The organism is Mongoliimonas terrestris (assembly GCF_001927285.1).
GTDB classification, from domain to species: domain Bacteria; phylum Pseudomonadota; class Alphaproteobacteria; order Rhizobiales; family Pleomorphomonadaceae; genus Chthonobacter; species Chthonobacter terrestris.
On sequence record NZ_MSIG01000005.1, the window covers coordinates 260838 to 273910 of the forward strand.

The following is a 13073-nucleotide window of genomic DNA, read 5'->3' on the forward strand; positions in this document are numbered from 1 at the left end:
ATCGCCGTTGGACGGGTTTTCTCGGGGCGCCGTCCATGCCAGAAGGTGCCAACAACGAACCCGGAACGGAGAGCGGCCCGTGAACAAGGACGAACTGAAGAAAGTCGAGATCTACCTGAAGCGCACGCTTCAGTCGCCGAACATCAGCGTGCGCGCGCGCCCGCGGAAGACGGATTCGGCGGAGGTCTACGTGGGCGAGGAGTTCGTCGGCGTGCTCTTCAAGGACGAGGAAGACGAGGACGATCTCTCCTACAATTTCCAGATGGCCATCCTGGCCATGGACCTGGAAGGCTGACAGCACCCGACCGGCGCGTCCGCGCCGGTCTAGAGCGCTTTCCGACCTGACGGAATCGTCAGGTCGAAAAGAAATCGCTCCAGATTCAATAAGCTGGAGCATTCTCTCATCGATCAAGTCGTGCAACTTGATCGGAGAATGCTCTAGCCGCCGTTCTGACACGGACCCCGTTGAAGCGTCCGGTCAGGAGAAGAGGCCGAAGGTCAGCAACAGGGCGCGGGTCGCCCGCTTGATGCCGGCCCATTCGCCGAGAAGCCCCTTGCGGAAGCGGATCTGCACCGAGAGCGCGTCGCCCGCGTGGATCTCGGTCAGGCAGGGCGCCGGATAGCCGCTGTCGTCGGTGGCGAGGCAGTGGGTCGTGAACGGCGTCGTGCTGCCGGCCTCGAAATAGACCTCCTCGCCCGCAAGGCCCGAGTCCTCCGACAGGCGGCGGCCGATCAGCCCCTTCGGCGCCGGCAGCGCCTCTCCCTCGAAGAAATGCTGGTAGACGCTGGCGAGCCGCCCGGCGCTGTCCGTCGCGGTCTCGCGCGGCCGGATCGTCATGAAGACGATGGGCGCCTCGGCGCTCTGGTCCAGGAAGTCCGCCCGCGTCTCCGGCGCATAGCCCATCAGCGAGGGCCAGTGGATCGCCAGATCCAGCCGCTCCTGCGGGCCGACCACGCGCTGGTCCTCGAAGCGGATCATGTTGCCCGGCACCGTCAGCCGCTGCTCGCCAAGGAAGACCGCCACCGGCGTCGGGTCGCTCGACCGCCCGTCCACCACGTTGAGCGCGGACGTCCAGTTGAGGCCGAGGTCGATCAGGACGATCGCGCCGGCGACCACCAGGCACATGGTGGTCATCTTGAGGAACCAGGTGGCAGCGCCCCGCGGCGGACGCGGCCGGGCGCGCACCGTGTAGAGGCCTTGGTCGTCGTCCCGGTCGATGGCGTGGTTTGGCACCTTCCGCTCCCAATTCGAGACGCCGACGGTCCGGACCTCGGGTCCGGCCACGGCCAGGACGGCTCCTGAAGCCGAAGAACCCGACCGTTCCGGCCGAAACCGCCCGATCGCTCCCCACGGCCCGATCCTTGCTGATTCATTGATCAGAGGACCACCCTCGTTTCATTTCGGCATTTTGGGTTAAAGGGGCGTTAAAGCCGATGCTCATGGATCTGTTCATCGCGGCTTTTGCGGCCGCCACCGGCTTCGTCAGCGCGGGCGTCCTGTCGTCCTTCTACCAGCTCGTGACCGCCCAGCCGGCGCGTTTCGACGTGGACGGCTCGTCCATGATGGCCGGGATCGCGGCGGTCATCCTCCTGATGTTCGCCGGCCCTGCCATCCTGATGCGCAACGCGGTCCGGGCGCGCCTCATCGAGCGCCGGCCGGTCGGCTGGCTCGCCGCCTCCATGGCCATCGCCAGCGTCTGGAGCCTCTGCTCGGGCGTGGTGGTGCTGGAGTTCGCCCTGGCGCTTCGCCACAGCATGTTCTGACCGCGCGTCTCTCGGCGAACCCGTTCGTCGCATGGAGCAGGCGGCCCGCCCGGTCTATGGTCCGGGCGATCCGACCCCATGCTGAGGAGACGCCGCCATGCCGCTCTACGTCCTTGAAGGACTGGCCCCCGAGGTGCCCGCGGACGAGGATTACTGGGTGGCGCCCGATGCCTCCGTGATCGGCAAGGTGCGCCTGGAGGCCGGCGTCGGCATCTGGTTCGGCGCCGTGCTCCGGGGCGACAACGAACGGATCGCGATCGGCCGCGACACCAACATCCAGGAGCATTCCATGCTCCACACCGACCCCGGCTTCCCGCTGACCGTGGGGGAGGGGTGCACCATCGGCCACCGCGCCATCCTGCACGGCTGCACCATCGGGCGGAACTCGCTCGTCGGCATGGGCGCCATCGTGCTCAACGGCGCGCGCATCGGCGACAACTGCCTGATCGGCGCCGGCGCCCTGGTGACCGAGGGCAAGGAGATCCCCGACGGGTCGCTCGTGGTGGGCTCGCCCGCCAAGGTGATCCGCACCCTCGACGAGGCGGCGATCGACAAGCTCCGCCTCTCCGCGTCCCGCTACGTGGCCAACTGGCGCCGCTACCGGGCGCATCTGGCGGTCAAGGGCGACTGATCCTCCACGCCGGCCAAAAAAAGGGCCGGCCTTCCATGAGGAAGACCGGCCACCGTGAGCAAGGACATCCCGTGGGCAGGGACAGGTCGTGAATGGGACCCTCGCTCGCGTCTCCTCAATCCGTTCCGGCGATCCCGCCGCCCGCGTCGGGCAGGTGCGGCGCCGTTTCAGTCCGATACGCCCCCCCGGCCGTGGCCGGAGGCCGCCTCCTCAGTTCCGCCGCACGCTGCCGACCATCGGCGTCCGCCGGTCGCCGATCTTGTCCCAGGCGCTGGGCATCCGCCCGGACTGGCGCTTGATGAAGCGGTAGGGCGTGTCCGACCAGAGCCGGATGGTGTCGGTCTTGTTGTCGAGGATCAGATCCCCGAGATCGGTGCGCACCGTCAGCACCGCGTGTCCGTCGCCGCGCTCGTCGCGCACCACGGTGATCAGCAGCGCGCTGTCCGGAAAGCCGGCCGCGATCAGATCGTGGCGCTTCTGGATCACATAGTCCTCGCAGTCGCCGACGAGCGCTGGATAGCTCCAGCGCTCCACAACGCCAAAGGCGTCCATGTCGGTCGCCGGCACGATCGCGTGGTTCACCGCCACGTTGATGCCGAGCAGCTTCTTGTGGGTGGAGGGCGTCAGCCGGACCACGCGGTTGGGCTTGCCGCCGGCGCGGCAGTCGTCCGGGTGGTCGGCGCAGAACTGCACGTGGCCGGCGGGCGGCGACGTGGGGCCGTTCAGCGGCATGTTCAACGGCATCGACAGCGCATGGGCCGCCGCGATGCCGAGGCCCCAGGCCATCAGGGCAATCATGATCCGCTTGCCGCCCATCCGCTTCCGGTCTCCTCGCTCGTTGAAAGGAGCATGGCAGATCGGTTTTGAGGTCGGGTGTAGGCGGTCTATGCAATTGCGTAGGCGTTATTCACGCTTGCTTAAGCGGTGCGGCAGGTCGCATCCGACCTGGAGCGCGCGTAACGGTCGAACGCGTCCGACCATCCCGAGCCAGATATCAGAGGTTGTTGGTGATCACGTCCGGGTTCTGGTAGGCGGCCGCGAACTCGAGGGCGATGCCCTCGTCGAAGTGGCGCACCACACGGGCCCGCATGCGGCCGAGCGTGACGGCCTCGCCGAGCGGCGGGCGCTGCTCCAGAGCGACGGCGGCGCCCGACAGCGACACGTCGATGATCCGGCACCGCAGCTCTTTGCCGTCCGGCAGGATGACGTGGGAGAAGGGGTTGCGCGGCACGATGCGCTCGTGGCGGCGGTCTTCGGGCAGGTTCAGCACATGGCGGTTGGCAAGCCAGGTGAGCTGCGAGGCCAGCTTGTCGCGCTTGCGGGCGGAGGCGTTCACCGTCATGGCGAAACCCCCGTCGAACACGCGGGTGATCTCGCCCTCGATGCGGCCGATGTGGTCCAGGTAGGCGATCACCTTCTCGCCCATGGTGCCGGAGACGGGCGTCATCAGGGCGGCGCCGCCGGGGGACATGTCGACGACCTGGCACGGGTATTCGGTTCGGTTCGACAGCATGAAGCGGCCGAGCACATTGATCTTCACGCGCTGGAAGCGACGGCGATCCAGCTTGGGGAGCGGGCGCCGGCCTTCCTTCATCGGACGAGCAGTGGACGTCATTCCCGAACCGTCTGGCGCAAAGGTCGAAAGAGGCGGTAGCCTCCTGGACTCTCAGCGTAGCGGCATCTTACTTAACGGTGCGTTTATTTCGCAGAAGTTGCATTCATTTACGACCGCCGTCGATCACCGTCAGGTGGGCCACCTTGCGCCCCGGCATGCGGCTGGAGGCCCGCATCGAGCGGCGGAGAACGGGCGGTTCGGCGGCGGGGGCGAGGTCCGCTTCCGCGCCGGTGCGCAGGAAGGACGGGCGCTCGTCCGGCCAGATCAGCCGCAGGCTCAGCACCGGCTGGCGCACCACCGGATGGAGGCCGAGCCAGTAGGGCTGGTCCAGCGGCGCGTAGCAGCCGAGGATGCGGGTGTGGCGCGGGCCGTCGTGGCGCAGCGGCAGCAGCATGATCTCGACCGGCATCTTCTGGCCGCGCTCGTTGTGCGCCTCCAGGCCGACCACGGCCGCGGCGCCGTCCTCCACGATGGCGGCCAGCATGCAGGCGATCGCCTCGCGGTCCTTGCCGGTCCACATGTCGAGGAAGTTGCGGCCCTTGAGCTCCCGGCAGTAGGCCGCGCAGAGGCGCGTGCCGGCGAGGCGGAAGCCGTAGGTGCCCCGGTCCTGGGCCTCCAGGATGAAGGTATCGCCGAGGATGTGCCGGATGTCGCCCGGCTCGATCTCGTAGCGGGCAGGCGCCGTCCGACGGCCGCGCAGGCGGCTCCAGTAGTCGTACAGCATGCGGGTCGCAGCGTGTTTCATCCTCGCCCAATTCTCCAGGCCGGTATCATGACCGTTCGTCGGAAGCGGCATCGAAGTCCGGCCGGGCGCACGTGGGCGTCCATGCCGGCCGAAACGGCCAACCTCCGGGGCTTGTCGCCGGCCGAACCGTTTCGGCACAGGCGCTTCCCTCTTAAGACCAAACCTGATCGGGCGGAGCAGGAGGCGTGCCAGCACCCTCCGGTCGTCCACATGGTTTTAACAAAGGCGCGCAAACCGGGCCGGCGGCCTTAACGATAAGAAGCCGCGGCCGCGATGCTGAAGCCCGCATTCCCGCCTTGGGGCAGGCGGCGGTCCCGCTTCGGGACGGGCGCGGGACGTTAACGGCCCGACGCCTCGCGTTAACGCTTTCCGGCGGCCATCGGCCGCCGTTCCGCCAGCTGCGGCGCCGTGCCGATGATTCTCCCGATTCACCGTACCGATGGTGCGCTGCCGTTGCCGACGACATGGCAAGTGTCTATGTGCCAATGTCGACGTCCAACCGCTTCGCTTCGGCCCGGCGGCAAACCTTCGTGTACCGTCGCCCGGCGAGGCCCATGACAGATCCGACTCTCGTTCAGCGCCGCGAGCCGGTGTTCAACCTTCCCGCCGTCGTCACCGCGCTCATCGTGGTGCTGGCGCTGATCCATCTTGTCCGCACGACGCTTCTGTGGCCGCGCCAGGACGATGCGCTGCTCCTCCTCTTCAGCTTCATTCCGGCGCGCTACGAGGCCGCCAGCCTCGGGATCGAATTCCCGGGCGGGGGCCTTGCGGAACTCTGGACGCCGATCACCTACGGCTTTCTCCACGGCGACCTGATCCATCTCGGCGTCAACTCGGTGTGGCTCGCGGCCTTCGGCAGCGCGCTCGCCTGGCGGTTCGGAGCGGGGCGCTTCCTTCTCTTCAGCCTGCTCGCCACCATGGGCGGCGCCGCCGCGCACTATCTCGCCCACAGCCACGACTTCGTGCCCATGGTGGGGGCCTCGGGTGCCATTTCGGGACATATGGCGGGGGTCTCCCGATTCATGTTCCAGTCCCGCGGGCCGCTCGCCGGCGTCGGCCGGGACCCGCGCGCCCGCTTCCAGGTGCCGGCCGTCCCGCTCTCCGGCCTGCTGGCGGACCGGCGGGTGCTCGCCTTCCTCGCCGTCTGGTTCGGCATCAACCTTCTGGCCGGCTTCGGCACGCTCGCCCTCCCGGGCGAGGAGGCGGTCGTCGCCTGGGAGGCGCACGTGGGCGGCTTCCTGGTGGGCCTGCTCACCTTCGACCTGTTCGACCCCGCCCGCGCCCCGCCGCCGGCGCGCTCCCCCAGTGGGCGGGCGGAATGGATGGACGGCTTGGACGACCCCGACGACCCGAACCGCCGGAGCGGCTGATCCGTCACGCCGATCGCCGCTGCCGTCCGAACCGGTCGGCAGCCGCGCGCGGGTGCCGCGGATCGGACGGCTCCGCCGTCGTTCACCGGTTTTGCGGAAACTGACGATTTCCTTGCGGCCCGCGACGTTTCGCCATGGCCAGTACCTTGATCCTCAATCGATTTAGACCCATCCTTGCCTCAGGCCTGAGCGAGGGGCCGCGGATTTCGACCCTGGGGAGGGAGAAGAGATCCGGAAGGGGAGAGGGAGAGGGAGACACCGATGACCGTGCAGAAGATTCTCACGTTCAAGGACGCGGGCGTGACCACCGGGGACCCGTCCATGACCATTGCCGAGGTGTGCAACCGGCTGGCCGAGCATCGCATCGGCGCGCTGGTGATGACCGACGAGCGACGCAACGTGGTGGGCATCATTTCCGAGCGCGACGTGGTCCGCGTGATCGCCAACGGCGGCGGCGGTGCGCTCGCCGATCCGGCGAGCCGCCACATGACCCGGACGGTCACCACCTGCAATCTGCGCGACACGGTCGGCGACGTCATGGAAAAGATGACGCGCGGACGCTTCCGCCACGTTCCGATCGTGAACAACGGCGAACTGGTCGGCATCATCTCGATCGGCGACGTGGTGAAGTACCGCATGGCCGAGATCGAGCGGGAAGCGGCGGAGATGCGCAGCTACATCGCCACCGCCTGACACATAGGGCCGCGCCGTCGCCTCCGGGCGGCGGTGCGGTAAGCGCCGCGCCGACATCCGCTCGGCCGCCGGCGCCGGCACCGCCCGTCCCGATCACCTGGGGTCCGTGCGGGGGAGGGGCGGTCAGGCCAGCGTCTTGATCAGGTCCCGGATTTCCGCCACCTGCCGCGTGGCCGCCTCGTAGCCGATGTCGATCGCCTCGGCGGCCCGATGGAATTCAAAGAGGCCGATGCGACCGAGCCGCGGCCCGATGGTGAGGTCCGGCGGATCGCCGGCCAGTCGCGCCCGGGTGATGCGGTCCTGGATGATGTTGAAGGCCTCCATCATCACGCCCGGAATGCCCGGCAACCCCTTCCCGTCGCCGCCCACCACCGTCCGCAGCCAGGTCTGGCGCGGGCGCGGCGCCGGATCGCCCGCTTCGGGCAGGTGATCGATCGGCCCCGGCGGCAGATGATGGTGGATGACGGCGCCCTTGCCGAAGGTGTCGGTGCCGAGGTTGACGGCGATCACCAGCCGCGCCCCTTGGGCCCGCGACACCGAGACCGGCACCGGATTGACCAGCGCGCCGTCCACCAGCCAGCGCCCGCCCACCGTCACCGGCGTGAACAGGCCCGGCAGCGCGTAGGACGCCCGCATGGCCTCGGTGATGGACCCGGACGAGAGCCAGATTTCGTGCCCGGTCCCGAGCTCCGTGGCGACCGCCGTGAAGTCCCGCGGCAGATCCTCCACCCGGACGGTGCCGAGATGATCGTCGAGCAGGGTGCGCAGGCGCCGCCCGCCGATGAGGCCGTGGCCGTTCAGCGACAGGTCCATGAGGGACAGCATGCGCCGCTTGGTGATCTGGCGGGCGAAGGCCTCCAACTCGTCGAGCCGCCCGGCGAGCCAGCAGCCGCCGACGACCGCCCCGATGGAGGTCCCGGCAACCGCGTCGACGTCGATGCGCGCCTCCGTCAGGGCGCGCAGAACGCCGATATGCGCCCACCCGCGCGCCGACCCGCCGCCGAGCGCAAGGCCGATCCGAGGCCGGAAAGCGGGCGCCTCGTCGGGCGGAGGATGGTCGGGCGCGGAAGGCGTGTCGGAGCCGCCGGCGCGCGGCGTCCTGGTCCAGAAGCGGGAAACGGCGTCGAGCATCATCGCCACCCCTCGGGGGTCATGGCGAAGTCTAGGGTCGAACGTCCGAACAAAGCATCAAGACGATGGGATGGATGGACGGGGCGGGCGTTCGCGCGTCGGCCCCGGTCCCCTTACGGCTTGCCGTAGACGTCCGACGGATCGAACCGGCGTTCGCCGCCCGCGTGCTCCAGCCGCACCGGGCCGTCCGCCGCCCGCTGGCCGAGGGGCACGCGGCGGTAGAAGCACGACACCTGCCCGGTGTGGCATGTGGCGCCATGGCCTTCCACCCGCACGGCCATCACCAGGGCGTCCTGGTCGCAGTCGACGCGAAGCTCCGTCACCTTCTGGACGTTGCCGCTGGTCGCGCCCTTGTGCCAGAGCTCCTGGCGCGACCGGCTCCAGTACCAGCCCTCGCCGGTCTCGATGGTGAGCGCCAAGCTCTCGGCGTTCATGTGGCCGACCATCAGCACCTGGCCGCTGTCCGCGTCGACGGTCACGCATGTGAGCGTGCCGTCCGGTCCGAACTTCGGGCTGAAAACGAGACCGCCCTCGCGATCCGCCTTCGACAGGGTCGGCGGCGCGGCGAGGGCGGGGGAGGCGGGGTCGGCTGTCATCGGCGGGCTCTGGACGGTCTTAAGCGGAAAACGCCGCCCGCCCGGCCGGTCAGCGTCCGGCGCGCAGGAGCGTCATGAAGCGGACCTGCTCCGCCGGATCGTCGCGGAACACGCCCGTGAACTGGGTCGTGATGGTCGACGAGCCGACCTTCTGGACGCCGCGCATCGACATGCACATGTGCTCGGCCTCGATCATCACGGCGATGCCGCGTGGCTTCAGCCCCTCGTCAATGGAGGACACGATCTCGGCGGTCAAGGTCTCCTGCGTCTGCAGGCGGCGGGCGAACACGTCCACCAGCCGGGCGAGCTTGGAGAGCCCGACGACGCCCTCGGCCGGATAGTAGGCGATGTGCGCCTTGCCGACGAAGGGCACCATGTGGTGCTCGCAGTGGGAATAGAAGGGAATGTCGCGGACGAGCACGATGTCGTCGTAGCCGGCGACCTCCTGGAACACCCGCTGCATCATGGCGGCCGGGTCTTCGCTGTAGCCCTTGAACAGCTCGCCATAAGCCTTCGCGACCCGCCTCGGCGTGTCGAGCAGGCCCTCGCGGTCCGGGTCGTCGCCCGCCCACGCGATCAGCGTGCGGACAGCCGCCTCGGCCTCTTCGCGCGTCGGGCGGACGACCGGCCGCTTCGCCGTCTCAGTGCGGTTGACCAAGCCTGCGGGGGTCAGGATGGCGTCCATGCGGGATCCTCGTGCAGTACGTTCTTCCACCCTGATACGCCTCAGCCTTGTGGTCGGACCATCAGAAAACGACCGTCCGTCGATCGACAGGGCCGAACATTCGAGTGCCGACGACGGTGGTTGTCCCCTCACCCAACGCCTATATACTCAGCAGACAGGCCCCGCGAAAGGCCGCGGCTCGCCTTGAGCCGATCACAGAACCGTTGAGCGCCGTCGGATTCTCGTCATGATCGATGACATCTACAATGCAAAGATTCTCGACTTTGCCGGCAACATCCCGCGGCTCGGCCGGCTTGAGAACCCCGACGCGTCGGCAAAGGCCCATTCAAAGCTCTGCGGTTCCACGGTGGTGGTCGACCTGAAGGCGGCGGACGGGGTCGTGGTGGATTTCGCCCACGATGTGAAGGCCTGCGCCCTCGGACAGGCGTCCTCGTCCATCATGGCACGCACCGTGGTGGGGTCGAGCGCCGCCGAACTCAGGGCACTCCGCGACACCATGCGGCGCATGCTGAAAGAGAACGGCCCGCCGCCCGAAGGCCGCTTCGAGGACTTCCGCTACCTGGAACCCGTGCGCGACTATAAGGCGCGCCACGCATCCACCCTTCTGACCTTCGACGCGATCGTGGACTGCCTCGACCAGATCGAGGCCCGTGCTGCGTCCGGCGTCCCCGAACAGGCAGCCGCCGGCGCGGCGGTCTGAGCCATGGGCGCCCACTCGGCGCCGGCCGTGCCGCCGACGGACGGTCCAGCCCCGTGCGCCTGCGGCCGGCACCATGATCCGCAGAGCCGAACCGTCGGCGACCCCCTCGCGCCGTCCGCCGCGCCGGCCCCTTTGCCGACGGCCCGGCGCCCCGTGCGCTTCCTCGCCCATCTCCTGATCCGCACCTATCAGTTGACGCTCTCCGGCCTCTCCGGCCGGCAATGCCGCCACCTGCCGACCTGCTCGGCCTACACGGACGAGGCGATCCAGCGCCACGGCTTCTGGGCGGGCGGCTGGATCGGCCTTGCCCGGGTCGTCCGCTGCCATCCGTGGGGCTCGTCCGGCTTCGATCCGGTCCCCGCGGCCCTCGATCCGACCTACCGCTGGTGGGCGCCCTGGCGCGGGGCGCGCTGGACCGGCCGGCACATCGACCCGGCGACCCGGCTCGACTGAACACCCGTTCCCGTCCCGGCCAACGACGCCTCAGTCCACGCCGCGGGCCGCCGGCTCCGGATTCGCCTCGGCGGCGGCCGCCGCCTGGGCGCCGCGTCCGGAGACGGACGACCCGGCGTCGGGCGCCAGCCGCAGGAAGAGCACCGGCGCCACCAGGGCGATGACCGACACCACCAGGAACGCCGGCGTGAAGTCGTCCGCCACCAGCATCGTATCGCCGCGCGCCGAGCGGGTGAACTCCAGGACGCCGGCGGCGACGGAGACGCCGAGCGCGATGGCGATCTGCTGCGTGACGCTGGAAAAGCTCGTCGCCTGGCTCATGGCCCTGCCATCGAGGTCCGCGTAGGCGAGGGCGTTGAGGGCGGTGAACTGCAGCGAGCGGAAGAAGCCGCCGACGAGGAGCACGGTGAAGATCACCGCGCCGGGCGTCGCCTCGGTGAAGAGGGCGGTGATCGCCAGGAACACGGTGGAGATGATGCCGTTCGCCACCAGCACGTTGCGGAAGCCGAGGCGGCGAAGGATGGGCGGCGCGGTGAACTTCATCAGGATGGCGCCCGCCGCCGCCGCGAACGTCAGCGAGCCGGACGCGAAGGCCGTCATGCCGAAGCCGATCTGCAGCATGAGGGGGAGGAGGAAGGGCAGGGCGCCGATGCCGACCCGGAAGAACAGGCCGCCCACGATGGCGGCCCGATAGGTCGGCACCCGCAGGAGACGCAGGTCGATCAGCGGATGCTCCACCCGTCGCGAATGGATCACATAGGCGATCAGCGACGCGAGCCCGAGCCCGATCATGGTGCCCACCACCTCGTTCGGCAGGAGGCCGATGCCGCTCGCCGCAAGGCCGAACACGAAGCCCGCCAGCCCGAAGCCGGAGAGGAGGAAGCCCGTGGAGTCGAGCTTCGGCACGTCCTCCTCGCGCAGATTGGCGATGTAGACGGAGACGAGCACGAAGCCGAGCACGCCGATCGGCACGTTGATCCAGAAGATCCACCGCCAATCGAACCAGGTGGTGATGAAGCCGCCGACGGGCGGGCCGAGCATGGGCCCGATCAGGCCGGGTATCGTCAGCCAGGAGAGCGCGCGCAGATAGTCCTTCTTCTCCACCGAGCGGAGAAGCACCAGCCGGCCGACCGGCACCATCATGGCGCCGCCCATGCCCTGCACCACCCGCGCCGCCACGAACCCTTCCAGCGACGACGACAGCCCGCAGAGCACCGATCCCGCCACGAACACCACGATCGCCAGCCGGAACACCGTCCGCGCGCCGAACCGGTCTGCCATCCAGCCGGAGACCGGCGTGAAGATCGCGATGGAGAGGAGGTAGCTCGTGAAGGCGAGCTTCAGGGCGATCGGATCCACCCCGAGATCCACCGCGATGGCGGGCAGCGACGTCGCCACCACGGAGGAATCCAGGTTCTCCATGAAGAGCGCGCAGGCGACGATGAGGGGGATGAGCATGAAGCAACCGAGCTGTGGACGACCGGACATATGGACCATGGACGTCTTCAGGTCGAGCCATCCGATTCCCATGCATGCCGGTCGGTTTTGCCGCTCGACTCGGGTCCCGGCAGGGTCATTTGCAATTTTTATCGATGAGCCGGATTCATCATATGCTGAATAAAATTAAGCAGTAATGTCGTTGACATAACTTCCGATATCACCACGATTGCGCGACGCAAGTGCATTGCCTTGCGGGAGGAATGTTGGGAGGAGTCCATGTTGTTTAAATCCTTGTATGGCGGCCTTCTGGTCGCCATAGGGGTCCTTGCGTTCGGCGTACAGGCGAATGCAGACCCGGTCACCCTGACCATCAGCCATTCCAGCCCGGTGACGAGCCACTGGGGCGTCGCGGCGACCACCTTCGCCAAGACCGTCGAGGAGAAGAGCGGCGGGCGGTACAAGGTCATGGTCCAGCGTCTGGACAACGAGCGCGAGGGCATGGAGAGCGTGCAGCTCGGCTCTCAGGAGTTCGCCTACGGCTCCACCGGGCCGGCCGGAAACTTCGTGCCGGAGGTGCGCGTCTTCGACATTCCCTTCCTCTTTACCGACTACGCCCACGCACGCGGCGTGCTCGACGGCGAGATCGGCCAGTCCGTGCTCGCCAAGTTCGAAGGCGCCGGCATGATCGGCATGGCCTTCGGCGAGAACGGCTTCCGCCATCTCACCACCACGAACCGCGTGGTCGGCCAGCCGGCCGATGCCAAGGGCCTGAAGATCCGCACCATGGAGAACAAGGTCCACATGGCGGCCTGGTCGGCTGCCGGCATCCTGCCGACGCCGATGGCCTTCTCCGAACTGCCGACCGCCCTCCAGCAGGGTGTCGTCGACGGCCAGGAGAACCCGATCCCGATCATTCTCGCCAACAATTTCGACCAGCTTCAGAAGCACCTCTACCTCACCGGCCACGTCTACTCGCCCGGCCTCCTCGTCGGCAACCCGGACTTCCTGAACGGGCTCTCCCCGGAGGACCGGGCGATCTTCGACGCCGCCGCCCTGGAAGCCGTGAAGGCCAACCGGGCGAAGGTGGAGGAGGACGAGAAGAACGGCATCGCGGAGCTGAAGTCCCGCGGCATGGATGTCCAGGAGGTCGACCGCACAGAGTTCCTCGCGGCCATGGCCGGCGCCATGCCGGACTTCGAGTCCCAGTTCGGCGCCGAGCTCATCCAGAAGATCCGCGATTGGAAGTGATC

General features: G+C 68.4%; 16 protein-coding genes. 8 read left to right on the forward strand and 8 right to left on the reverse strand.

All coding sequences use genetic code 11. From position 1 onward, the window contains the following. The first annotated feature begins 79 nt into the window (after positions 1–79). Positions 80–295 carry a DUF3126 family protein gene (locus tag BUQ68_RS09535; RefSeq protein ID WP_075215722.1) on the forward strand — a complete coding sequence of 72 codons (216 nt, stop codon included), beginning with the start codon at positions 80–82 and terminating at the stop codon, positions 293–295. A gap of 183 nt (positions 296–478) precedes the next feature. Here BUQ68_RS09535 and BUQ68_RS09540 read toward each other — a convergent pair whose 3' ends face one another. After that, entirely contained in the window at positions 479–1234 is a 756-nt protein-coding gene (locus BUQ68_RS09540; RefSeq protein WP_139315189.1) for a hypothetical protein, read from the reverse strand. Between the two features lie 200 nt (positions 1235–1434). Between BUQ68_RS09540 and BUQ68_RS09545 the strand changes: the two genes are divergently transcribed. Continuing rightward, positions 1435–1764: a DUF6949 family protein gene (locus tag BUQ68_RS09545; protein WP_075215724.1), complete on the forward strand. Its 330-nt coding sequence runs from the start codon at positions 1435–1437 to the stop codon at positions 1762–1764. A gap of 97 nt (positions 1765–1861) precedes the next feature. Further along, complete coding sequence (locus tag BUQ68_RS09550; RefSeq protein WP_075215725.1) at positions 1862–2395, forward strand: gamma carbonic anhydrase family protein; 534 nt, start codon at positions 1862–1864, stop codon at positions 2393–2395. Between the two features lie 210 nt (positions 2396–2605). Here the strand turns inward: BUQ68_RS09550 and BUQ68_RS09555 are convergent, their stop codons facing one another. The 3 genes from BUQ68_RS09555 to BUQ68_RS09565 all read right to left on the reverse strand — a co-directional run bounded on the left by BUQ68_RS09555 (position 2606) and on the right by BUQ68_RS09565 (position 4755). After that, entirely contained in the window at positions 2606–3211 is a 606-nt protein-coding gene (locus BUQ68_RS09555; RefSeq protein ID WP_075215726.1) for a transglutaminase-like cysteine peptidase, read from the reverse strand. Positions 3212–3389: 178 nt separating this feature from the next. Next, positions 3390–4010 carry a PilZ domain-containing protein gene (locus BUQ68_RS09560; RefSeq protein WP_075215727.1) on the reverse strand — a complete coding sequence of 207 codons (621 nt, stop codon included), beginning with the start codon at positions 4008–4010 and terminating at the stop codon, positions 3390–3392. A 103-nt stretch (positions 4011–4113) separates the two neighbouring features. Beyond that, positions 4114–4755 (reverse strand): PAS domain-containing protein, encoded by a 642-nt coding sequence (locus tag BUQ68_RS09565; protein ID WP_075215728.1) that lies wholly within the window; start codon positions 4753–4755, stop codon positions 4114–4116. Between the two features lie 554 nt (positions 4756–5309). On the opposite strand from BUQ68_RS09565, the gene BUQ68_RS09570 reads away from it, so the two are divergent. Both BUQ68_RS09570 and BUQ68_RS09575 read left to right on the forward strand, forming a co-directional pair. Next, entirely contained in the window at positions 5310–6125 is an 816-nt protein-coding gene (locus BUQ68_RS09570) for a rhomboid family intramembrane serine protease (RefSeq protein WP_075215729.1), read from the forward strand. A gap of 261 nt (positions 6126–6386) precedes the next feature. Beyond that, on the forward strand, positions 6387–6818 hold the full coding sequence (locus tag BUQ68_RS09575; RefSeq protein ID WP_075215730.1) for a CBS domain-containing protein: 432 nt from the start codon (positions 6387–6389) through the stop codon (positions 6816–6818). A gap of 123 nt (positions 6819–6941) precedes the next feature. On the opposite strand, the gene BUQ68_RS09580 is transcribed toward BUQ68_RS09575, so the two are convergent. From BUQ68_RS09580 to folE, 3 genes are all read right to left on the reverse strand, one after another. Beyond that, positions 6942–7952: a patatin-like phospholipase family protein gene (locus tag BUQ68_RS09580; protein WP_083656438.1), complete on the reverse strand. Its 1011-nt coding sequence runs from the start codon at positions 7950–7952 to the stop codon at positions 6942–6944. A gap of 110 nt (positions 7953–8062) precedes the next feature. Continuing rightward, positions 8063–8545 (reverse strand): phosphoribosyl-AMP cyclohydrolase, encoded by a 483-nt coding sequence (gene hisI / locus BUQ68_RS09585; RefSeq protein ID WP_075215731.1) that lies wholly within the window; start codon positions 8543–8545, stop codon positions 8063–8065. 49 nt (positions 8546–8594) lie between these two features. Then, entirely contained in the window at positions 8595–9230 is a 636-nt protein-coding gene (gene folE, locus BUQ68_RS09590; protein ID WP_075215732.1) for a GTP cyclohydrolase I FolE, read from the reverse strand. A 226-nt stretch (positions 9231–9456) separates the two neighbouring features. On the opposite strand from folE, the gene BUQ68_RS09595 reads away from it, so the two are divergent. Further along, the gene (locus tag BUQ68_RS09595; RefSeq protein ID WP_075215733.1) at positions 9457–9930 is read left to right on the forward strand and encodes an iron-sulfur cluster assembly scaffold protein; all 474 of its coding nucleotides are present in this window, start codon (positions 9457–9459) and stop codon (positions 9928–9930) included. 153 nt (positions 9931–10083) lie between these two features. Continuing rightward, entirely contained in the window at positions 10084–10383 is a 300-nt protein-coding gene (yidD, locus tag BUQ68_RS09600; protein ID WP_342586996.1) for a membrane protein insertion efficiency factor YidD, read from the forward strand. A gap of 30 nt (positions 10384–10413) precedes the next feature. Here the strand turns inward: yidD and BUQ68_RS09605 are convergent, their stop codons facing one another. Next, positions 10414–11841, reverse strand: a complete 1428-nt coding sequence (locus BUQ68_RS09605) for an MFS transporter (RefSeq protein WP_083656457.1) — start codon at positions 11839–11841, stop codon at positions 10414–10416. A gap of 261 nt (positions 11842–12102) precedes the next feature. Between BUQ68_RS09605 and dctP the strand changes: the two genes are divergently transcribed. Continuing rightward, a complete protein-coding gene (gene dctP, locus BUQ68_RS09610) occupies positions 12103–13071 on the forward strand; it encodes a TRAP transporter substrate-binding protein DctP (protein WP_245293206.1) in 969 nt (322 codons plus the stop codon). Positions 13072–13073 lie beyond the last annotated feature (2 nt).